At 50.2% G+C, this 21,149-nt stretch carries 19 protein-coding genes and 1 pseudogene; 11 read left to right on the top strand and 9 right to left on the bottom strand.

All coding sequences use genetic code 11. The features are described 5' to 3' along the window. Positions 1 to 55: 55 nt before the first annotated feature. From GJ632_RS00500 to GJ632_RS00485, 4 genes are all read left to right on the top strand, one after another. Entirely contained in the window at positions 56 to 2,092 is a 2,037-nt protein-coding gene (locus tag GJ632_RS00500; protein ID WP_191451557.1) for a DUF853 family protein, read from the top strand. After that, entirely contained in the window at positions 2,089 to 2,373 is a 285-nt protein-coding gene (locus GJ632_RS00495; protein ID WP_191451555.1) for a hypothetical protein, read from the top strand. Before GJ632_RS00500 ends, GJ632_RS00495 begins: the two co-directional genes overlap by 4 nt. A gap of 116 nt (positions 2,374 to 2,489) precedes the next feature. Next, the gene (locus GJ632_RS00490; RefSeq protein ID WP_191451554.1) at positions 2,490 to 3,131 is read left to right on the top strand and encodes a hypothetical protein; all 642 of its coding nucleotides are present in this window, start codon (positions 2,490 to 2,492) and stop codon (positions 3,129 to 3,131) included. A gap of 411 nt (positions 3,132 to 3,542) precedes the next feature. Next, entirely contained in the window at positions 3,543 to 4,394 is an 852-nt protein-coding gene (locus GJ632_RS00485) for a hypothetical protein (protein WP_191451552.1), read from the top strand. A 189-nt stretch (positions 4,395 to 4,583) separates the two neighbouring features. Here the strand turns inward: GJ632_RS00485 and GJ632_RS00480 are convergent, their stop codons facing one another. Together GJ632_RS00480 and GJ632_RS00475 are read right to left on the bottom strand one after the other, a co-directional pair. Beyond that, entirely contained in the window at positions 4,584 to 4,730 is a 147-nt protein-coding gene (locus tag GJ632_RS00480) for a hypothetical protein (protein WP_191451551.1), read from the bottom strand. Positions 4,731 to 4,920: 190 nt separating this feature from the next. Next, positions 4,921 to 5,295, bottom strand: a complete 375-nt coding sequence (locus GJ632_RS00475) for a winged helix-turn-helix domain-containing protein (RefSeq protein WP_197427765.1) — start codon at positions 5,293 to 5,295, stop codon at positions 4,921 to 4,923. Between the two features lie 141 nt (positions 5,296 to 5,436). On the opposite strand from GJ632_RS00475, the gene GJ632_RS00470 reads away from it, so the two are divergent. The 5 genes from GJ632_RS00470 to GJ632_RS00450 all read left to right on the top strand — a co-directional run bounded on the left by GJ632_RS00470 (position 5,437) and on the right by GJ632_RS00450 (position 8,419). Continuing rightward, the gene (locus GJ632_RS00470; RefSeq protein WP_191451547.1) at positions 5,437 to 5,769 is read left to right on the top strand and encodes a hypothetical protein; all 333 of its coding nucleotides are present in this window, start codon (positions 5,437 to 5,439) and stop codon (positions 5,767 to 5,769) included. Positions 5,770 to 5,783: 14 nt separating this feature from the next. After that, a complete protein-coding gene (locus tag GJ632_RS00465; RefSeq protein WP_191451545.1) occupies positions 5,784 to 6,458 on the top strand; it encodes a hypothetical protein in 675 nt (224 codons plus the stop codon). Then, positions 6,455 to 7,555 carry a 26S protease regulatory subunit gene (locus tag GJ632_RS00460; RefSeq protein ID WP_191451544.1) on the top strand — a complete coding sequence of 367 codons (1,101 nt, stop codon included), beginning with the start codon at positions 6,455 to 6,457 and terminating at the stop codon, positions 7,553 to 7,555. The genes GJ632_RS00465 and GJ632_RS00460 overlap by 4 nt, the downstream gene beginning before the upstream one ends. Positions 7,556 to 7,669: 114 nt before the next feature. Continuing rightward, positions 7,670 to 7,897 carry a hypothetical protein gene (locus GJ632_RS00455; protein ID WP_191451542.1) on the top strand — a complete coding sequence of 76 codons (228 nt, stop codon included), beginning with the start codon at positions 7,670 to 7,672 and terminating at the stop codon, positions 7,895 to 7,897. 165 nt (positions 7,898 to 8,062) lie between these two features. Next, on the top strand, positions 8,063 to 8,419 hold the full coding sequence (locus tag GJ632_RS00450; RefSeq protein WP_191451540.1) for a hypothetical protein: 357 nt from the start codon (positions 8,063 to 8,065) through the stop codon (positions 8,417 to 8,419). Here the strand turns inward: GJ632_RS00450 and GJ632_RS00445 are convergent. From GJ632_RS00445 to GJ632_RS00415, 7 genes and pseudogenes are all read right to left on the bottom strand, one after another. Continuing rightward, on the bottom strand, positions 8,410 to 8,907 hold the full coding sequence (locus GJ632_RS00445; protein WP_191451539.1) for a hypothetical protein: 498 nt from the start codon (positions 8,905 to 8,907) through the stop codon (positions 8,410 to 8,412). The genes GJ632_RS00450 and GJ632_RS00445 overlap by 10 nt on opposite strands. A gap of 154 nt (positions 8,908 to 9,061) precedes the next feature. Then, a pseudogene (locus tag GJ632_RS00440) lies at positions 9,062 to 9,529 on the bottom strand (30S ribosomal protein S15); the annotation flags it as partial. 64 nt (positions 9,530 to 9,593) lie between these two features. Beyond that, on the bottom strand, positions 9,594 to 10,826 hold the full coding sequence (locus GJ632_RS00435) for a tyrosine-type recombinase/integrase (RefSeq protein WP_191451535.1): 1,233 nt from the start codon (positions 10,824 to 10,826) through the stop codon (positions 9,594 to 9,596). Between the two features lie 397 nt (positions 10,827 to 11,223). Beyond that, a complete protein-coding gene (locus tag GJ632_RS00430; protein ID WP_191451534.1) occupies positions 11,224 to 15,399 on the bottom strand; it encodes an ATP-binding protein in 4,176 nt (1,391 codons plus the stop codon). Between the two features lie 739 nt (positions 15,400 to 16,138). Beyond that, complete coding sequence (locus GJ632_RS25680) at positions 16,139 to 16,477, bottom strand: DUF5615 family PIN-like protein (RefSeq protein WP_394351766.1); 339 nt, start codon at positions 16,475 to 16,477, stop codon at positions 16,139 to 16,141. Between the two features lie 30 nt (positions 16,478 to 16,507). Continuing rightward, positions 16,508 to 16,786: a DUF433 domain-containing protein gene (locus tag GJ632_RS00420; protein WP_191451530.1), complete on the bottom strand. Its 279-nt coding sequence runs from the start codon at positions 16,784 to 16,786 to the stop codon at positions 16,508 to 16,510. Positions 16,787 to 16,811: 25 nt separating this feature from the next. After that, positions 16,812 to 17,699: a Cdc6/Cdc18 family protein gene (locus tag GJ632_RS00415; RefSeq protein ID WP_191451529.1), complete on the bottom strand. Its 888-nt coding sequence runs from the start codon at positions 17,697 to 17,699 to the stop codon at positions 16,812 to 16,814. A 229-nt stretch (positions 17,700 to 17,928) separates the two neighbouring features. Between GJ632_RS00415 and GJ632_RS00410 the strand changes: the two genes are divergently transcribed. Both GJ632_RS00410 and GJ632_RS00405 read left to right on the top strand, forming a co-directional pair. After that, a complete protein-coding gene (locus tag GJ632_RS00410) occupies positions 17,929 to 18,909 on the top strand; it encodes an AAA family ATPase (RefSeq protein WP_197427764.1) in 981 nt (326 codons plus the stop codon). A gap of 503 nt (positions 18,910 to 19,412) precedes the next feature. After that, entirely contained in the window at positions 19,413 to 21,083 is a 1,671-nt protein-coding gene (locus tag GJ632_RS00405) for a hypothetical protein (protein ID WP_191451525.1), read from the top strand. Positions 21,084 to 21,149: the final 66 nt, after the last annotated feature.

Raw genomic sequence — 21,149 nt, 5'->3', positions numbered from 1 at the left:
TACATCGAGGAGAGAATATTCGTTCCAAATCGCTTGGCTAACTCAGGATAAGAATATGGGATTGGATACCGTGCCTGTCGGCGTCACATCGGTTGAGCCACTGACTACGTTTCTCTGGAGCACCGACCATGCCGCCACGGTTGAAATCACAGAGCTCGACGAGGACCGGTTCCTGGTGCGGGCCGGGAAATCATACCGACTGCTCAAACAGGGAGAGGAAGGCCGGGAAACCTGGAGCCGAAACCTCGGGCAGCTGAACGACTACCTCGAATCCACGTTCTCCAGCTTCCAGATATCGGTGGACTACACAGCCACTGTCGATATACAGCAAACCGAGATAGTCGAAGACGCAGAACAACTCGCAGATGAAACCCGGCAAATACTCGAACAGAAGCAGCAACTGGAGAAACAGATACAGGGCTTACAACGGAGCAACCAGATCAGTCTCGAACAGTTCGACGATCTGATCGACCACCGACTTACAGAGAGACAAGAAAAGCTGCAGGAACTCGACCTCGAACTCCAACAGCTCCGAGAACAAGTACGGCGGCAGAACGAAGTCAAACAACTGTGGCAAGAAAACGGTGTCAGCCTCGCCTACCTTTTCACCTTCTACAGCACCGCCCGAACCACCAGAAAATCCAACCTAGAATCCGCAGTTGAGAACACGTTGGAGGAAGTGTATAACGATCACCGGCGGAAAGTGAAGCAAATCCTGACCGGTGAACGGTTTCGGCTGAAAACCCAGGAATTGGAGGAGCCTCGCCTGTTCCACCGACTGCAATATACTGGTTTGCTACATCCGGGAAGCGTTGACGCAGAGCTTCCTGACTCGGTCGTAGAAACGGTTCTCACCCAATTCGAGGCTTACAGCCTCCGAGATCTCGAAACCAGTGACGGTACCATGCAGGAGCGCAGGAACAATACTCCTGCCCGAGCAGTTCAATCCATCCTACACGATTTAGAAACGCAGCAGAACCTCGTCTCTGGTGAAATTCCAAGCAACGGTCCAATGATCGGCACTATCAACGACACGCAGCAAGTGGTTGGGTTTGACCCAGCCGACTTCCAAAGCCACGGGATGCCGCACATGTACATTGTCGGTGGAACCGGTTCAGGGAAGACCGTGTTGAAACGAGTGCTGATTGAGAACTGTGCCAGTCTCGGGTACAACGTTCTGTCGATCACACCAGGGAATGGCGACTTCGAAGGCATTGGGATTAGCTTCCCGAACCCAGCCAGTGAGAACAGTCAAGGATTGGCCGCCAACCAATATCTGTTCAGCGAAACCCGACTACTGGACAAACCAGAAGACCTGACTGAGCTATTCACCGGGCTGAATCAGGTCACGCTCGATACCATACCCGCCAAAGAGAAAATAGAGTTCGTTGAAGATGTATTCACCGAACTTGACCAACTCGGGAAACTGTCGAGACCGTTGTTCGTGTTCCTTGACGAGGCGCACAACTTCTCAGACACCCGAGCAGCAGAGATGATTGAGAAACTGAGTCGGGAAGGGCGAAAATTCGGCGTCCACGTAATCTTGGTGACGCAGAACCCGACCGACTTCAGTTATAGCGAAGCCACGCTCCGGCAACAACTCCCTCATTTGTTCATGAAAGGGAGGTACACTGACTACGCCGATAAGTTCCTGAGTAAAGGCAGTCAGAAAGTAACGTCGCTCAGCAAAGGGCAGGTAATACTCGGAGACTGGGACTACCCAGAAATCGTAGTTGACGGCCGCGAACCATTGACCCTGGTAGATATGCCGGCTGACCGCCAGATTGACCGGCTGGATCAGTCGCTTAACGCTGAACGACCGACGCTTGATCAAGAGAACAGCGTACAGCAGCGAGATACTGAGACGGAACCCGGAATTGAGCTAAGTGAGGACGAAAAAGAGTTGGTGCAGTTCGTCGAAAACTATGTGAGAGAAAATGACCAAAGTGCAACAGCTTCAAAATGTCATCGAGAGGGTCCAGGAACCGCAGGCAGGGTCTCCGATCAGCTCCAAAACTTGGTTGAGAAAGGGGTGTTGCAGTCAGAGGACGTGGTCCGCGGTGGACACGAAACGACGGGGTACTACAAATGAAAGACGTACTTGAGATCGCATTTGAACTGGAAGATCGCGTTGAGAAATTCGATCACATAGAATATGAACTCGGTGAACACGACATAGAATCAGATATTAACGACCATGTTGAGATCTCTATGAAAATTGCGGATGTCATAGACTGGTTTCAAATGACCTCAATTGATCCTCCGAAGAAGGAAATAATGCAACTCAAAAATATGGCTGAGAGGCATATAAAACAAGCAGAAAAAAATCGCCGAACGAAACGGAAAAATCGCAAAGAAGGGTGTTGGAAATGAATGGGAAGTGGTAAATCAGGACGATGATGAGAACATGCATTTTGACGGTAAGGATGATATCCATGAAGAACCGTTTGAAGGAGAGTTCACCGACCGCGACATGACTGAATAAATCGATGCCGGGTTACAACCTGAGAGACTATACGCAGTATATCGACCCCAAACCATTCAAAGGAATTTCTAATTATATGGTCGAAAAAGCTGACAAACTTCTCGACTCCGGTGAGTTCATGTTTTACAAGACCCGGAGAGATATAGTACTGCTTTTCGAAAAAGTCTCTCAGGAGTGCTCATATGAAAGAACCGGTAGAGAAGTTGTGCCGCCGGAGAAAATGGATTGGCAGCTTCAAGGGGATTGCACAGATCAATCCGTTTACCTCGGCTCTCTGTATGCAGCGGCGGAAACAGTTTCACGTGTCAGACTGGTATACGTCGGAAACAATGACGGCGACCGACATCTGTTGCTTGAGGTTGCTCCCCACGTCACAGATATGACACTAAACGAGTTCCGTGAGAATCTACGGTCGGCTTACAGAAAATTGTACGATCGTGATGTCGGTCCGATGTACTTCGAATTTGATGAAGGGAAGCCATGGTTTGTAACTGATCCTGTAATGAGTAACTACGTTGGCGATGTTGACTCGCTGAGAAGAAGTGGCTTCGTACAGGGAGATCAAGATAGTTGGTGGTGGACAGAGTTGGATTGTTACAAGAAGCCTTCAAAACAACGTATCCATGACAGCCTGGATTACAAGTAAAAGATAACAGGTCATAGAGACGTTTTGCCCTTTATACTGTAACTTCCACAAACTTTGGCAGCCATTCTAACTACGATTGACATATAAGGAAATCGCCAACTACTATCAGGTATTCATCCTAGCGAACGCCATACAGCAATCTCTCTAACACAGTCCTTCGATCGATGGTGTCCTTCTTCATACGAAACTAGGTGTTTCCTCGGCTACTACCGAACCAAACCCCAAAGCCAGTGGTAAGGTGATTCACCGATTCCGGAAACGTATGAATTCAACAGCATTTACGAGTTAGAGAAAATCTCCGAAGAGAATATCCAAGAGGTTCACCGGGCAGAGATCCACGGCTTTGACGAAAATACCGATACCTGGGTTCGTTGGCCGTACCGATCTGCACTGTTCACTGAGGATGGACGGATGGCTGGCGACGTATCCCGCAGCGACGACTTCTACAAGATCTTCCAGTACAACGACATCCTTGACGATACCGCCGACGCGATCCGCCGAAAGCAGAAAGATGACGACCTCGAATTCGGTGTCACGGGATCAGTAGAGGTTGCTGACGACTATCACAAGATGCGGATGGAGTCCATTTTCGACGGCGAAGAAACCACGTTCAACCTTGGTGAGGACGACGCGATCAAGACCGGTTTGAACGTCCAGTCAGGGCATAGCGGATTCCACGGACTGAAAATCCAGCCCGCAGCTCTACGAGAAATCTGTACCAACGGAATGAAAGGCTGGGTTGCCGACATGACCTTCGAACAGACCCACAGCGAAGAATACCAACCCGCCCTGTTCCACCACGGTGTCAACGCAGTGATCGACGGAACAGAAGATCTCGAACACCGGCTGGAAAATGCTCAGAATGAATACCTAGCTGGTGGGAAAGACGAGCTCCGGATTATGATGCACGAGATGATCGGAGAGTTCCTCGATACACCGGTCGCCGACATCCCTCTGTCTTTAGAACAAGAGGTCGGAGACGATGAAATCTCTTTGTATAAGGCATATCAGTCGATGACACGAGCACTAAGCCACCACGCACGTGAGGACCTACCTCAGTACAAAGTTGACGAAGGGTTCGAGAGAGCCGCAACACTGCTCGATACCGGCTACAACGAACTCCCTGACGCCAAGCAGTTGGGTCGTCAAACGGTCGAGAGACGGGCGAACGAAGTCATCGAAAACAGTGATGCAGAGATGTACTTCGACGGTGAGGATCAAACCCTGAGAGAGCTGATGGAAGAACACGAGATCACGGTGTAGGGTGAGTATTTTATCGCACGTAGACAGGGACACCGTTACTGGCGAGACAGCAAAACTGACGGACTTCTGTACGATGGATTCTTCAAATACAACGGAATACAGACCGTCGACGCCGTCTTCGACACCGAAGAACAAGCCGACCGATTCCTAGAGAGACTCGCAGAGGAAAACCCGGAAGAACGATCCCGGTTACAGGCCGCTGTCCAATACCGGGATGGGAAGAAAGTCAAGGAAGGGAACGACGTCCTCACCGAGCAACAGGGCTTGGAGGACTTTGCTCCTGATGGAGGTTCTGTACCAAGCGACGCTGCAGTTGACGAAATCCTCGATGAACATGATCCGGAGATGTACGCGGACCAACTGCACCAGGTATATGCGGCGATGGACTATCACAGCGACAATCGAGAGAGGTTCAACGAATTAGAACAAGAACGACAGGAGATCCTCAACCAAGACCCGTTGAGGAACACGGCCATCTTCATGTAGAATCAACCCCTTCCTTTCTTTTTTCTTCTATTTTCCCCGGCTACTCGCTTTCCTGTTCTCGTCGACGTCTCTCAATTTCCTCTAGGACTTCGTCCGGTACCACATCTGGGTTCTCGACAAGGAACTCCTGTAACTCGTTCAGATCCTTATGCAGCTTGTCGAACTCTGTCAGTAGCTCGTGCACTTTCTCACCTTTCTCAGTGAAACGATACTTCTTCCCCTCTACCTCAACCAATCCGGCTTCTTTGAATGAATTTAGATAAGGCTGGATACCACTACGGGTGTAATCTAGTTCCTGCTCGGCGATATCCTTTGGAGACATCCCCTGGTGAAGCAGATGAAAGGTTCTGACCCGGGTCTCACTATCCAGAGCCGACATGATCTTCGCCACCTCGTCCGGATGCTCGATACTCATCACCAGTTGACAGAGATATTCACGCCCTCTCATTGATATACTCGGTGTTACATGCCGCAAGTTGATACGCGTTAGTGCTAATATTAGCAAAAGTTCTAATATACACGAAACCGTAAACTGAGCCGGGTTCAGCGCAAGACTATGTCCGCACCCTTGGAACTGCTCAGCGAACCAGTGCTCGCCGTCTCAATATTCGTAGTCCACGCTGTGTTCGGGATGGCCTTGGTCTACAGTGCATACGCCGGATTCGAACGCAACCCGGCAGCAGGAGTAACGGCCGCGGCTCTGCTCACAATCACCATTATCGCAGGCGAATGGATGGTCGGACGGTGGTTCATTGAACTATTCACCGCAGCCACCTGGCCCATCCTCAGACAGAGCATCACCACCGCAGCCATCGGCAGTAGCATCGGGGCCTCAATGTTCGCACTGGCATTCCAGCCAGATCACATGCAGAAACCGGTCAACCCATAAAATAGAGGATTTCCATGGTTTCAACCAGGAACTGGATCGACCAACTGCTAAGCGACGTACTGATCCACAAACACCCGGAACCGCGGATAGACATCGCGGAGCTGCTTGACCTCGGTGTCTCCGAACACCAGATCGAGGCCGCGATGAACACAGCCGGGGAGAAAGCAGACGAACTCCACGACGAACTGAAAGAGGTCAACCGGCGATACGACAAACAACTTGACCGGATCAAAGAAGCCAGCGAGGTCGAAGCAGAGGACCTGAAACGCGAAGCATCCACGCTGAAAAAACGAGGGAACAGACTCGAAGAACAGTACAACCGGTGGGTGGTCCGAGAGCAACGGCTCTCTGAAGTCTGGGAAGAACTGCAAGCGTTCAAACACGAACAGGTCTGGGAGCAGCAGCACGGCGACGTGTTCAACGCACTCGAGGATCTCGGCGTCGACCAAATGATGCAGGACATCGAAGAACAGCGGAACAAAGATCGCCAGGTCCTCGACGACATCGAACAAGCCGCTCAGAGAAAAACCGAAACACAGGAAGCAGTGTTTGAAGAGGTCGAACGAGATCTGAGCGAGGACGAGTGGAGTGACATCGAAGAGGAAGGATCGCCCTTGTTCGGAGAGGATCTACTGGACAGTGAGGACGAAGAAGAGAGTGTAACTACCGGACAAGCCTTCGAACAATGACCGATCTACATCGGAAGGGCCAGTTGAACAACCGGTTCAAACGACTCCAGCAAAAGGCGAAACGGGAGGAAGAGGCTGGCAACGATCAGAAAGCGCTGGAGTCGTACAAGGAGATGGCAGAGCTGCTCGAACAGGCTGCCGCGTTGTTGGGTACCGGGAACCGGGAGCGTTTCCTGAAGAAACGAGTTGTTCAGAAAATCGAGGAACTCGGCGGCGAAGTACCAGACAAGGTCTCGGTGGAAGACCGGGCCAAGCGAAACAGCGAAGATGCTCAATTGGAACAGGCGGATTCTATCGAGGAAGTTCAGAGCGAGGTATTCGACATCCACAAACCCAATCAAAGTTTCGAGGATGTCGGCGGACGCGACCGCGTCAAGAAGATACTGAAACGGAAAGTCATTCTTCCCGTCCAGGAAAGAGAGAAGTACGAGAAATACGGTTTGAACGTGGTCAACGGAGTGCTGTTCTACGGACCTACCGGTACCGGGAAAACGTACCTCGCAGAGGCACTTGCCGGTGAACTCGACTTCACCTGTATTACCACGTCGGGAGCCCAGCTCAAAAACAGGTTCCTCGGTGAGTCAGAAGCCAGCGTCCGCGAATTATTCCGAACCGCCGAACAGTTCCAGCCCTGCATGATCTTCATCGACGAAATCGACGACGTCGCCAAAAGCAGGAAGAAGGCTTCGACTGATGGAGTCGCTGGAATGGTCAATCAGTTTCTCGACAATATGGCCGAAATGAAGGGCGAAGACGTACTCGTGGTCGGCTCCACCAACTACCCGGAAAAGTTAGACACCGCTGTACTGTCACCACATCGGTTTTCAGAGCAGATCAAGATCGGGATACCGCCGAAGAAAACCCGGTACGCGATCCTGGACAAGATGCTGGAACGGAAACCCGATCAAGACGTTGTCAACTGGAACAGCATTGACCTAAGAACCATTGCTGAGGAAACTCATGGCTACAGCGCTGCAGACCTAGAAAACCTGATTGAGAACGCGTTTTACAAGGCTGTTCGACGGGAAGAGAAGGTGGGTCAACACCATCTGCGTCACGGCCTCCAGCAAACCTCCCCAACCAAAAAAGTCCGATAGGGGTATTCAGTAACATTGTATTCCAAAATATTCTAGAAATAATTTCATTTGTATATGACAATAGTGTAATTTTCACGATAAAACTTTTGTCGCCCTTTGTCCTTCTTTCAATCCATGAACATTTCCCAGGGTACACCTATATTCACAATAATATCAGTCGATATCGTGATACTTACGTTTCTAATCGGACAGTACAATAGAGAGGAAAGGCTAGAAAGAGAAGTATTTCAAGACAAATATAGAGAATATATCCAGCAAATCCTCTCAGCCTTGGCGATCGCATTGGTTTCATTAGTTCCCTTTGGGATCAGTATTCTCATTGCACAATCGCCAAAAAATTGAGCCCCATTATGTAATCCTGCTCAACCTTATAACGGCATCCCTCTTCATCACATCCCTGATAAAATTGGCCGTCAGTACGTTTTTTGTCCATCAATTCAATAATAAACATAGAAGACGAAGAGACCAACAAACTTGCCGTAGTCGAGGTTAACCGAGAATAAAATTATGAGCGACGATGACAGGACTTGGGAAGAGTACTGGGAAGAAATCGTTGAGGAATACCCTATAAAAGAACCAGGCGAAGAAGTTCCAAAACAAGCTCTAAGAGAGATCAATCACCGGGTAGAAAAATACAAATCAAGCATATTTACAGTCCTACAAAACAAGACTCCGCCGCCCGAAGGAATGCCCTATGAAAGCTTTCTCTCTGATCTAGCAGATGACATCAAAGTTCAAAGCGATAGATTCCACGATTTCTTTGAAAGACACGAATGGGTTAAGGATATTGATCAGGACCGGAAAGACGACTGCCATGTCTATCTAAGCCTTTACTCAATACATTTCTATCTTGATCAAACATAGCGCTCAAATGAACGCCGAATACTCAAGAGATAAGTCTTCTTTTTCCTTCGGAGTCGACGATCTTGAAGCACTTCTCCTTTTTCTTTAGCTATCTCTTTTAACTCCTCCCAATCATCCTCAAGATAATCAAGCGCCTCCTCGGCGTCAACTGCTGTAACTGGTCCGTCGATCCCCCTTTCTCGTCTCTCCATGCGCTCCTCAGACGTATCCATATCCTCGAAAATGGAGTCTATCATTTCCTCGCTCCGTTCCGCATCAATTCCGTGATGTTTAGCATAGGAAACTAACTCATAGAGTCCGAGAATATCTTCATCTTCGAATTCCCGATTATTTTGATAACCCCTGACACAGATATCATATAATGTACTGGAATTTGACACTTGATCTCCTATATCAAGGAGCTGTCTTACTTGTTCGATTTCTAATTCACCTCCCTGGTTCACCTCCGATGTTATTTGTTTGATATATTCTTGATCTTCCTCATCCATATTTTTTTAGATCTCTATCAGATATTTTTATATCTTCATCAGAAATTCTCACATCTGATTCTGTAGATGATCCTCCAGGCTCTGGTTGAGGAAGATCCTGTGGAGAGGAAACACTACCAGTCCCTGCTACTGCACCACCTCTAGATCCACCCCCGTCTGTCGCTAAGGCCCGCTTCGCGACGCCGTAACTGTAGTTGAAGTCCTCGTCAAGTTTGTCGCCGCGGTAGTAGTTCACCTTTCGGCGCACCTTCGATTCGGTGTTCTGAAGCGCTCTCTTGTTTTGGTTGTCATTTGGATGGTCATCCAGGTGTTCGTGAAGTCGGATGGCGCGCTCCATCAGACTCCGAAGGTCTTCGGGAATTTCCGGAGCGGCGTTATTCTCCTCAAGAATGGTAGTGACTTTCTTCCCGGTCGCCAGTTTGACGTCAGGAATGGGTATTCCTTTGACGCCCTCGTCACGGAGCTTCAGACCGATCTTACTGGGGTCGTAGCCCTGCTCCGCGAGTTCGACCACGCGGGACTCAATGTCGTCTGCGTCAACGTCGCTCCACTCCGGGGGTTCGTCTGCCACGGGCTTGTCCGAACCGGACTGGCCTCGGCGGCGGGTGTGCATCCGTGCCATGACTATTACTACTAGTGTCTCTGTACTGGCACAAAATACACACGATGCATGCGAACAGCCGAGACTATAATTGTTCTAGGTTCTTCAGCACTCCTTTCTCTTCGAGTTCAGCCAGTCGGTCGATCACTTCCTGCTTCTTCTCCTGTTCGTTTTTCTGTTTGAGGTTGAGTGGTCTGCCACAGTTCCCACATTCGGAGTGCTGGCTCTGATTTGTGTGGCCGCAGAACGGACAGTCCACAGTCTTTGACTCTTCATCGCTGTTGTCGAGTCCGTACCGTTCTCGGATTGCTTGGTTGACGTCGTCGTTGTTGAGGTGTACGTAGACTTTCGCACGGTCGCTCCCGGGTTTCCAACCGGCGAACTTGTTCAGTTGCTCGTAGCCCATGAACTTCGCTACCTCAGTCAAACGAGTGTGCCGGAGATTGTACGGCCGGCACTTGTTCTCAGGGATTCCAGCGCGTTCACACGCATCGTCGAACCGTCGACGTAACGCGGCATAGCTGATCCGATCACCCAGATCCTTCTCATAGTTACAGCGATTTCCATGGTTGTGGGGGAGTTCGCCGCAGTTCTCACACGCTTGCTGCTCCCGTTTCACGAACATCGGTACAGAAGGATCCTTGATGTCACCGAGTTCGCCGCCGAGTGGATGTTCGAGCAGCCACTCCCGGACAGTCCGACCGGCCCGAATCAACTGGTTCGTCCTGTCGGGAGTGTTTTTGATTCCCTGTAGGAAGATGAAGTCGCCCTTCTCGTTCGATGTGAAGTCACCGATGCTGACCTGGATGATCTCACCTGGGCGGCCTCCTGACTCGTACATCAGTTTGAAGAACGCACGGTCACGGGTGGATCGGAACCCTCGGAACAGCCGTTTGAGTTCGTCTTCGGTGAACAGATCGTCCCGGGTTACCGGTGAGGCCTCGGCTCCTTTCTTGTGAACGGAGAAGAACTCCACTTTTTCAGGGTGGGTGCCGCCGTTTTCGATCTTGTAGAACTTCTTCACCGCGCACCGAAACTTGTGTTTCGAAGCCTCAGCGTAATCACTCCGGTTCACCCGGGCGATCAGGGTTTTCAGTTCGGATTCCGAGGCGTCGGGAAGCTGGAAGTCTTGGGGTGCGAACTTCTTCAGCAAGGTCTTGAACGCGTAGATCATCCGGACCTGCTGGCTGGTTCCAACTCCTTCAGCGGCGGTGGCATCAATGAAGGTTTCCACCGCCTCAATGTTGATCTGTTCGATGGGTTCGTCTCTGAGGTTTTGGAGGCTGCGCTGTACGTCGTCGTATTTGGTGGTTGACATAGAGCAGTTATCACGTCTGCGTAGAGAAACCAGGTAGGGAATACGAGGATTCGTTTGGTGGGATTCAACCACCGTTCGTTTGGAGTCCAGTGAACGGATGGGTGGTTGGACCCTCAGGCCCTGATAGTAACTATAGACAGGTCTCTGTCCTCTAGCTTTTCCCCAGCCCTGATTTCTCTTGGATTGGGTTTCATCATACATTGTGCACCAAGAATTTATCAATCTAACTACAATCGGACAGTACTCAATCGAAGCCCGGTCTCAAACTCTCTCACAAATTAAGACACCAAACACGCTAGGACATCTGAGAGAAAAAAAGCGGAGAAATAGAACTCTATTGAAGCCCCCTTCATTCAATTATTAGCATAACATCCACAGCGGAGATGAACGGCTGATTTCATCGGGGCTTGTCTTCACCGAGGTAGCTGTCCAGAAAGTCTTTATCTATCTCGTACCCGGATGCTGCAAACCGATTTGCGATCTTGTATGCGTCGGATCCTAGTCCGTCACCTGCCTCGACCGCGTTGACATACATCGTCTCTCGCATCTCGTCCTTGCTTGAACGGGCAACCTTGTGCCAATCTTTGTCAGGGACTGCCTTAATGATAGCGTGGTAAACTGATATGGCCGCAGCAGGATAAGACGTCGACTGTTCGGCCAACCATTCCTCTAGAATCCGTATATGTGGGGCTTGATGGACAAGGAAGGGTGCGGTCCGCTCCACAAGCTCCTGTTCGTCCTCCAGATTACTCGCATCAGTATGTTGGAGACAACGGAGGAAGTACCTGAATTCACGGTGGTAGTCGGCAGCATCCTCGATGCCGTTGATTCGTCTTTCGACCTGATCAAGACGCCACTGCCAGAGCTCTCTGACGCTATCCCAGTGTTGGTGCAGTTCATTGTCCTCGTTTTCGAGACCACTTGCCAACGCCTGAGCAAGGTTTGCAGTGGTATCGGGGCTCATCTTCTCGTAGAACAGTGCTATCAAACTGTCCTCTTCATCAAGCGGTTCATCTTCAAAGATATACGCCAGACCGACGTGGGATGCTGTTGACTTGGCAGTGATCCATCCTTCATCGGACTCGTCTTCCGCTAACAGATCCAACGCGTGGTGGTAGTACGGGCTGAGATAGGGATACGCTGAAGGAAGAAAAGGGTTGCATCGAGTATACCCGTTCCATGTCGCCGCGAACAACTCCTTCGTCTCGTCCCCTTCATCCGTTGGAAAGAGATCAGCCAAATGTGTCCGCATCAGCTCTTCGTCTGCAACCCAGAACGTCCTGAAATGGCGGCCCAATTCGGTCCGTATCGGGGTAGCAATATCCCGGCTTATTTTCGCTTCTATCACCTGGCGAAGCGGATCGTCCAACTGATCCTTCTCTAAACATCCGTTTTGATCCTGCCAGATGAGATAGCTGACAATAGCCCTAATCCCGTACTGTCGGACCTCCGATTCAGTCGTACCGACGCCACCGATCCAGCTATGCGGTTGCTCCTGATCAGGATCCAACTCAGTGATGGATGCTAGTGTGATCAACAGATCCTCAACGCGTTCGATATACTGGGTGGGGAAGTCAGTCTGTTCCGCTTGGATCCCCTGCCCAATCAGCCGTGCGATCGAGGTGCGGCATCGAGAACTCCACTGCCCGGGATCATCAACCACGGTCTCACAGAACGAAAGGATCGGTGGCCATGGGAACTGTCCATCATCCTGTAGCACATCGACAAATGCATCTAAGACGACATCCGCGTACTGAGGTTTACCATCCTCTAAAGTCTGGATCGCCTCTGCATACGCGACGGGTTGTTCTTCGACCAACTGCTGGAGCTGCTTTGCGAACCCCCAATGGCTGACATCCTCTAGTTCATCCTCTTCGAAGAGCTGTGTCCGATCGTCAGGCGGTTCCCAGTCCACACACTTCTGCAGGACTGTCTCAGCATCTTGACCACGAAGTGTATCAAGATCCTCAGGACCTCTCTCGTTAACAACACCTCCACGGACTGAGGGCGTGTACGGTTCAGACGCAGTCCGCTCTGGAACCCCATACTGGCCGACCAAGTCGTCAATGTACTCCTGCCGATCGTCAGAAACCTCACCGTCAAGGAGATACAAGCGTTTCAACCGCCACCGCTCCACCCGCTCCTGCACGATTTCATCTTTAGACTGCTCACGATCAGGCGCTTCGTGGGCTGCTCGATCCTCAATCCACTGTCTGTCCTGTGGCCCCTCGCGGAGTACCCTGTAGACCTGGTCCTGCTGGTCGTCGTCGAGAGAGGAAAACGCGGTTTCCACCAGCCTGTAGAAGTCATACTGGATACTGCTATCGTCGTAGTTTGCTTCCTCACCTAATTCATCAGCGACGAGATCTTGATAGGTGTCAGGGTGGCGACCGAGGAGAAATAAACCGATACGGCGGAATGCAGGAATAGGATCCTCAAGATATGATGTGATCAAATCTTTCCTATCATCGCTAGCCGGGTCAGCACTAACCCATTGCTTGGCCGCACGGCTCAGATACGTGAACAGTATATGCTTCCGTTCACCAGTATTGTCTTGATCGTAATCAAGATCCGGTATCGGGGTTCGGCTAGCTACCGATCCATAGATCGGGTCCTCTTCAGGATCTGTTCCGGTAACCAAGTTCGGTCGTAACGCCCCCTCTAATACATCCAGGAAGTCACGGCCACACGTCTCAACAAAGATCCCACATGTTTCCTGGAACAGCTCGTGGAGTTCATACTGTTCGAACTGCTGGTCCTGCTGGTTAAGCTCGTCATCGCCCTGTGGTGCCTGAAGCACACCTCGCAACACGGTCAGTGCGGCCTCTGTCTTGTTATGTTCAATCAAGTGCCGGACGAGCTGTATAGCATAGAAATCCAGTTGTTGGGACGGCTCTGACCCAGACACCCATGACTCGATTACATCAGCTGTCTCAGCAGCTGCATCCGCCGGCAGGTCGCTTGCGATACTGATCAACCAACGTCGCGTGTTCGGATTATCGCTGTCAAGATTAGTGATAACCTTGACCACGAAGTCTGGGTGGACGTCAACGATACTGTTCAGGTACTGCATGTGAGGGACATCTGGATCAGCGAAGATCCCTTGATCGTAGAGTTGTTCGCCCCACGATCGGTCAACCTCATCATCGAAGAAGTACCGGGCAAGCGGCTCCCGTTTCTCCAAGGCAGACAGCATCGTCAACACGATAGTGTCCGACACATCATCTGTCGGCCATACTTTGAGCTCATCAAGCAGGACAGTCGCCGTATAGAACGGCAGCCCATTCTCTCCTAACACTGTTTCCAGGAAATCAGCTACTTTCTGCTGTTGATCCTTCAACTCGATCAGGGCTGACAGATGATGGGTGCAGAGCGTGGTGAAATATGTTCCCCTTACGAAATCAGTTCCATCAGACGCTATCTGGCTTTGAAGCTGATCTGCGTAAAAATTGAATGCTGCCGCGTGGATTTCGCTAGGAGCCGGTTCTTGACGAAGCAGGAATTCTCGGAACTTGTCATGGATCGCGTACCGTATTGTCCCGTCAGGGCCGGTCCCTCTGTCTTGGACGATCACCCGCTTGTTAAGGCCACGTAACAACCGGCGGACACCGACCTGATCAAACCGGTCCTCGTCCGCCAACACGGAGCTACAGACATGCTCATCCAGCTCGGTGAGTGGGGATGTCGCCTGGAGGAACCGCTCTTCGTCTCCAGTCAACGCATTCAGATACTCTTCTTCGATATAGTCGCGGATATTCTCTTTAGGAACTTCGATGGCTGAAGCCGGATCCTCGATATCCACCAAGAGCCCCAAGTAGTATGGATGGCCACTCAACCGGTCATGCAATTCCCGCGCTGTGGCTGGCTCCATCTCCGGTACTTCGTTCGTCAGAAGTTTAACAGACTGTGCCTCACTGAACGTGGAAAGCCGGATCACCGGAACTTGTCCTGTGAACTGCAGTCGCCCTGCTGAAACCAAGGTGACCTCCGGTCCGAGAACTTCGGCTATCTCGACGAGGGCATCCTTGATTTTCTCCTCATCATCGTTGACGTTGTGTACGTCGTCAAGACAGATGAGGCGCTTGTGGTCGTCCGGAACGTAGTCCGCCATCTGATCCAGCGCCTCGATATACTCGAACTGATCCTCCGTCCAATCTGGTGGGTTTCGTGTCCATGAGAAGCCACCCCCGACAGCATGCGCACTTCCTGAGACACCGGTGACTTCTCGATCTCCTTTCTTCGCTGATTTCGGAATATCGTTCAATACCGTCCGATAGACCTTCTGTGCCAGCGTTTGGATACTGTGGTGCGAGTCTAATTCGATCCGTTCTATCGCGTACTGTTCATCGAATTCGTCCTCAACCCAGTCAAGAAGAAATGTCTTCCCAACACCAGGTTCTCCCGCAATGTGGAACAGTGTATCCTCCTTATCTAGCCACTGAGATATCTGTTCATGAGTTTCATCCCGTGAGATGTAACTATCTGCCAGCGGAGAAGGACTCGTTTCTATCTCCGGATCACTTCTAATTAGGTGCTTGATTTTACTCCCAGCCCTCGTGATGAAGGATCGCATGAAACGTCACCAGTTACTACCATTTTTGAATAACTGCTACAAATAGGGATGGGTAGAGCCTTTCCCGGTTACGTCGTCGTAGATATACTCTATGAATACAAAACACATCTAAATTATTATATGTCATATAATCATAAGATGTGTCACATCGTTCCGCTGTAGTAAACGAATTGAGACAAGAATTCTTAATCTCCGACCATCTCGACAAATACAGAAGTGTCTGATTGGAATGGTGGTTTTTGTGGAGAGTTCGATCAGTTTGGAGGGAGAGCGTTAATTAGCGTGGCTCCAGTCGGGTTGTTAGGGGAGTTCGACCTGACTGAAACAAGGGACACCGTATAGGTGAGAATAGGGGAAGGTGTCTTAGAAATCCTCCCAAAGTATTGTGTCTACCATTGGCTTCAGATGATTCGGTGGTAGGTTGAAGCTGCAGTTTTAACAGGGAACGTACGTTGGGGAAGCATATGGTTGAGCTATTCGAGGTTCTGGATCTGCTCGCGGACTCAGGACTCGAAGGAGCAGTTACGTGGCTGTTCCGCATCCTAGGTGTGCTCAGTATCCTTGCCGGAATCGGCATCTGGCTATTTACTGAGAGTACTCTTCTCGTTCCCGTTGCCCTCATTGTCGCCGCGTCGTCCTCATCGCTGTCCCTGGGCTCTTGCTTGAACTCGCCGAGATCGCTGGATAACCCACGACTGTGTGCCAACCGCTCTATGAACACTGAAGAGCACTAAGTTGGTTAGTAGAACTTCTTGAGCCGAACCACAGTTGAACGTAAATCCTGGGCGTCGAGAAGGTCGAGGACTCTGGTTAGTGCAGAGAGTTCTTCTCTTGGTGGGCGGTGATGCATACCGGAGTCGAAAATAATTCCGTAGTGATCCTGGTCCTCTCTATGTGCCTTCACGAAGTCTCGATCCCGCGTCAGTATGGGACACCGATTCTGTTGGGCTAATTCAATAACTTCGTCATCGGTATCCGAAGGTTCCGGTCGAAGCACTTCGACGTTCTGCGAGTTCAGATACTGGTCTATGACTGGGTCAACCATTTCGTCACTGACTATTCGATCGACATCTGTCAAAGGGGAGAACCACCGTTGAAAGAATGAGGGTTATGCGGAGGCTCCGCGTGTCCGGGCTTGGCGTTCCGCGATTTCAACTGTAAGCTGGGAGGTTGACTGCTCCCGGACAGCGTCCGGATGAGCGACACAATACTCCAAACACTGTTTCACTCCGTCGATATCCAACGCCTCGTATTTCTCCACGAGTTCGTCGACGGTCAGTCCTCTCAACACATGCATCTCGTAGACTTGAATCGCTGAGATACGTGAACCATTCACTAGCGGGCTCTCCGTCAATTCAGCGTCAAACCGTAGTTTGTCAGTAGTCATGGTTAATAGTTGGGTATCTAATATTTTAATATCTATCTGGTGGGCGATCCCTCTGATCCGAATGGTCAATCGCTGCTTCAACCATCTCTTCCGTGATTTCAGTCTGACCGTTCTGCTCTGCTTCGCGGCCGAGCTGCCGAAGAGTGTGAACTGCCCGTCGGCAGTCACCTCCATTTCGGGCTACAGCACTTGCGATAGTTTCCAAGATCTCATCGGTAACCGTCCCAGGGTAGAGCGCTTTCTCTGCGCGATGTTTCAGAATCTCGGTGAGCTGATCAGCCGTGTAGGGCAAGAACTCAATCGGTTCGATCTGAACCCGGCTCTCACTACGAGGGTCAAGCCGTAGCTTCGATGGTTCTTGATTCGAGATCATCACTAAACCGAACTTGGCCTCCGTGTTTCCATTGAGTCGCTCGATATCGTAGACGATCTCGGATTTCTGATTGAGCTGATCGAACTCATCCAATATGACCGCGTAGCCTTTGGGAGCGTTCAGACTCCGGCTTTTATCCGCCCACTCCTCTATTTTGGTGAGCAGTTCGTCGACGGGTTTGCCCTTCCGGGGTGCAGGATAACCGAGTTCAATCAGGAACTCCGTGAGAAGCGAGGAACGGGTATTGTACTGCCAGCAGTTGATGGAGACTGGTTTGATGCTGGTTTCCTGTTCAAGCCGATCGGAGATATGTTCGATGCACGTGGTTTTCCCGGTGCCTGCGGGTCCGTAAGCCAGGATATTCACCGGTTCCACTTGGTCGGTCAAGGGACGAAGCGCATCCGCTATCTCCTTAATCTGTGAATCCCGACCGTACGGTTCACTAGGTTGATGTTCAGAGGTAAGGACTGATTTTGACTGAAATACAGTTACGTCACTTTGCTTTCCGTCTTTGAACACGATGCTACACCTTTCCAACATTTCTACTCTAAGACTGATAGTTTCCTAATATGTGGTTGCACAGAGGAGTTCGTATGAACTGCTCTACAACGTTGTACTGGGATTTACCGCGGATATTTGCGGTTCTCTACGATAGTGAATATGAAATCTCTTGAACCAGACCTTTCCCATGAGCTGTATTCAGAACCCAGAGGCATTAGAGCCTGGAAATCTTCCACCGAAGTTACGAGATCGGGATAAAGCGAAGTCTGTGCTGAACAGAGAGTTCGGTTCAGATCTGAGTTCAAACAGTAACGTATTGATTTCCGGTCCTCGAGGTACTGGGAAGACACATATAGTGCAGAAAGTACTGGAGGCAACGCCGTCAACTGAATCTGCGACCTGCTACGTTTCCTGCCGATCCTCAAACACCCAGTACAAAGCGTTGGCACAGATTCTGAGCGTATTGACCAACGAGGACGTCAGTACAGGCCACCATATCTCCTCGCTCCAGCGCCGAATTAGAGAGCGAGTTGAGGCACTGCCTTTGCTGGTTGTTCTGGACGACGTGGAGTTCCTGATGAGGAACGATGGCAGCGACCTACTCTACTACCTCTCAAGAATTCCGGGAAATCTTCGGCTACTGTTGACCTCTACGACGCCGTCAGTCATGAAGCAGGCTGACGATCGGGTGGTCAGCTCGCTACAGCCACACAGACTAGAGTTAGAGAGTTACTCCGAGAATCAGGCCTTCTCGATCCTAGCAGAGCGTGCAGAGCAGGCACTGGACTCACATTCGCTTCAACGCGATGCGCTTCAGAAAATCGGAGAGACGACTCAGAACATTTCGATCGGACTCTACTGGCTTCAGGTAGCCGGAGAACGTCGAGACACAATCACTTCGGCGGTAATTGAGGACGTGAAACATGCTGCATTCCGGCGGTATCTGGACCACCTGTTGTCTTACTTTTCCACTCATCATCAGTTGGTTGTTCAAGCTGTGATGGAGCTGTTGAGCGAATCCTCGGGACCGGTAACTACTGGAGAAGTCTACTCACGGTACGAAGATCTCTCAGAAGTTTACTCAGAATCAAGCGTCGGACACCGGAGTATCAGTGATGTACTCTCTGAATTGGAACTCTTGAGAATACTGGACTGCACGTATCACTACGGAGGTCGACATGGTAAGACTCGTGAGATCGAACTTGCAGACCCGTTCAACGATAGTGGCTACGAAACCCAGGTAGCCTGATACTACGGCATCTATTCTGGCCTACATTATATTCACTTTCGAGATGGTCACTATCACCCAGTTTATTTAGTCTACGCAATCGTGTTTTATACTGCAATAGTTGTGGTAGATAACCCTCAGGCCGTAGACGTTTGTCGGTTCATGTCGACTAGAAAGATTCTGTTCCCCTTACTCGAAGTAAATGTTTTTAGAGTGGCGGTCTATCTGCTTAGTAAGAATTATATAGTATTAAACAGGAGTGGAGGCGTGATCAAATGACAGCCTCCAATGAAATACAGTATGAAATTGAGATCCTATTTGTCTGTCTATGAGTGAACTGTTTATCCCCGTGATCGCTCCTTCTGGTAATCTAAACCCGATTGAAGAAGCAGTACGGTTTAAAATAGACAATAATAGCTGTCGGGAATGTAGAGAGATTGTTAAACAGCGGGGAGATCTCGCTTCTAATCCATTTCTACGCAAATATGATGGAGCTCTAGAGCAGACGTACAATTCAAAATAAAATGGCAAAAATACCGTTCGCACTAGATCCTCACGGTAATGAAGTCCACATATCGGAGGCCGAGAAATCAAAACCACGTGGGTATTACACCTGTCCAGACTGCGAGGGTCCGCTCCAGACACGCACAGGTGATACCTATCAACACTACTTCGCACACTATCCGGGCGTTTTAGATGAACGTGACTGTAGTCTTGGCACTCCTGACGCAATCAGAAAACTTACTGAAGAAAAACGAACTACAGATCGAGAACGAACATACGATCAACATACCATCACAATTGGCCTCCGCATCCAGTATGGTATTGTCCAACTGATCGGTATCCTACCAACGCTGGACTGGGAGGATCTTGGGCCTGAAACTTCGCCTGACGATGTTCTCCAAAATCTCTCAATCAAAGGCACCAATATCGAAGGTTCATTCCAACCTAGCAACTTCCATCCTAACGAAACAGAGACAACAATAACTCTAGCACAGGACGCGAAGGAATACCTCCTCCAGGTTCAGACAAACGATAGCCCTGCCCTCGAGGAGATCGCCGGTGAGTGGCGTGCCGAAGGTCTCAAATCAGGAGATGTCTTTGTGGGTGATCAGACACGTGCCCATCGAGTCAGCGGTCAGGTCAAGGCTTCTCCCGGTGATTGGGTTGGTATTGTCATGGACGAGGACCCGAATGACGGTCGTGATGAAGTCGATGTGTACGAGGTTGGCGACTATTATCTCGTTGGGTTTCAGTATCACGACGAACAGGATCTTCTCACAGAGTATCTTGGAGATGAGATGGTCAAGCGAGAACGTTTCTCAGCTGATCTGGTTCTTCCACCGCGCAGTACGCCAAATTCCGAAGCTCCGCAAGCAATTATGGCCGGCGAAGAAATCCTGGTCGGCATTACGCCAGCTCCAGAAACCGACCCAGAGTTCGAGATTATTCCATTCCCGCGTGATGCAGGCAACGTTGATCAGTTGGAGGCACTCGGTGAGGGGGTCCCTCGGTTTTGGGGCCGGTCATTCCCTGGCTCTGAGGCACTTCAGGTAACTGTTCACCGACCAAACACCAACGAACATCGGTTACTTCAGTTCGAACCCGCCGAAACTGTTGGCTACCCTCATTGGAGGTCTGAACCTCGACTCACCCTGACTGTCAAAACAAAAGGTGAAACATATAAACTAAACCCATTGATGGGGCCGACAGAAGCAACTCTTCCGCAGATGGTTGACGCTGATGGGTTCGTTGACAACCTCGATATGACGAGTCCTGATAACTATCGGTTTGATGTTTTCTTCAAGTTAGACACGTCCGCAGATCATGATACTGTCCGACGTCGAAATATAACGCTCACTGAGGTGCAACCGCTCATCAGAGATGTACTTGAAGAGGGATGCGAACGCCTACAGTTTAAGTTAGATAGTCTTCCTAATTTAACAATTTCTTTTGAATCGTCTAGTTCAGTTTCAAATTCTGTACACACAGAGATGTTACCCGATAAAGTTGTGAAACAGCGTATTCAGGAGATGGATCCATTACCCGACAAGGCGCAGTGGCGGTTGGTACGTGATATATACACTATCCCAAAGGGAACCTCGTATACTACGCTTCGTTACCGTGCAAGGAAACAGGTAGGACAAATACTGAGAGTTGTGCGTGAGGAGCGCCAGGAGGATGGTGAGATATGAGTCAACCTGAACTACGTGAACTACTGGCGTCATTCACTGGTTTGCCACCCGCACGGCTTCCTGAGC

This window comes from Halogeometricum sp. CBA1124 (genome assembly GCF_009741955.1).
Taxonomy (GTDB): Archaea; Halobacteriota; Halobacteria; order Halobacteriales; family Haloferacaceae; genus Halogeometricum; species Halogeometricum rufum.
Note: the sequence above shows the minus strand (reverse complement) of the source record. Positions and strands in the feature narration are given on the sequence as shown.

Coding starts and splice junctions, on each gene's coding strand:
- GJ632_RS00495 (WP_191451555.1), top strand. CDS start 2,089: ATGAAAGACGTACTTGAGATCGCATTTGAACTGGAAGATCGCGTTGAG.
- GJ632_RS00465 (WP_191451545.1), top strand. CDS start 5,784: ATGGTTTCAACCAGGAACTGGATCGACCAACTGCTAAGCGACGTACTG.
- GJ632_RS00460 (WP_191451544.1), top strand. CDS start 6,455: ATGACCGATCTACATCGGAAGGGCCAGTTGAACAACCGGTTCAAACGA.
- GJ632_RS00500 (WP_191451557.1), top strand. CDS start 56: ATGGGATTGGATACCGTGCCTGTCGGCGTCACATCGGTTGAGCCACTG.
- GJ632_RS00450 (WP_191451540.1), top strand. CDS start 8,063: ATGAGCGACGATGACAGGACTTGGGAAGAGTACTGGGAAGAAATCGTT.
- GJ632_RS00475 (WP_197427765.1), bottom strand. CDS start 5,295: ATGAGTATCGAGCATCCGGACGAGGTGGCGAAGATCATGTCGGCTCTG.
- GJ632_RS00415 (WP_191451529.1), bottom strand. CDS start 17,699: ATGTTGGAAAGGTGTAGCATCGTGTTCAAAGACGGAAAGCAAAGTGAC.
- GJ632_RS00455 (WP_191451542.1), top strand. CDS start 7,670: ATGAACATTTCCCAGGGTACACCTATATTCACAATAATATCAGTCGAT.
- GJ632_RS00480 (WP_191451551.1), bottom strand. CDS start 4,730: ATGTTCATCGAGGATTTCGTCAACTGCAGCGTCGCTTGGTACAGAACC.
- GJ632_RS00430 (WP_191451534.1), bottom strand. CDS start 15,399: ATGCGATCCTTCATCACGAGGGCTGGGAGTAAAATCAAGCACCTAATT.
- GJ632_RS00435 (WP_191451535.1), bottom strand. CDS start 10,826: ATGTCAACCACCAAATACGACGACGTACAGCGCAGCCTCCAAAACCTC.
- GJ632_RS00405 (WP_191451525.1), top strand. CDS start 19,413: ATGGCAAAAATACCGTTCGCACTAGATCCTCACGGTAATGAAGTCCAC.
- GJ632_RS00490 (WP_191451554.1), top strand. CDS start 2,490: ATGCCGGGTTACAACCTGAGAGACTATACGCAGTATATCGACCCCAAA.
- GJ632_RS00420 (WP_191451530.1), bottom strand. CDS start 16,786: ATGACTACTGACAAACTACGGTTTGACGCTGAATTGACGGAGAGCCCG.
- GJ632_RS00470 (WP_191451547.1), top strand. CDS start 5,437: ATGTCCGCACCCTTGGAACTGCTCAGCGAACCAGTGCTCGCCGTCTCA.
- GJ632_RS00485 (WP_191451552.1), top strand. CDS start 3,543: ATGGCTGGCGACGTATCCCGCAGCGACGACTTCTACAAGATCTTCCAG.
- GJ632_RS00445 (WP_191451539.1), bottom strand. CDS start 8,907: ATGGATGAGGAAGATCAAGAATATATCAAACAAATAACATCGGAGGTG.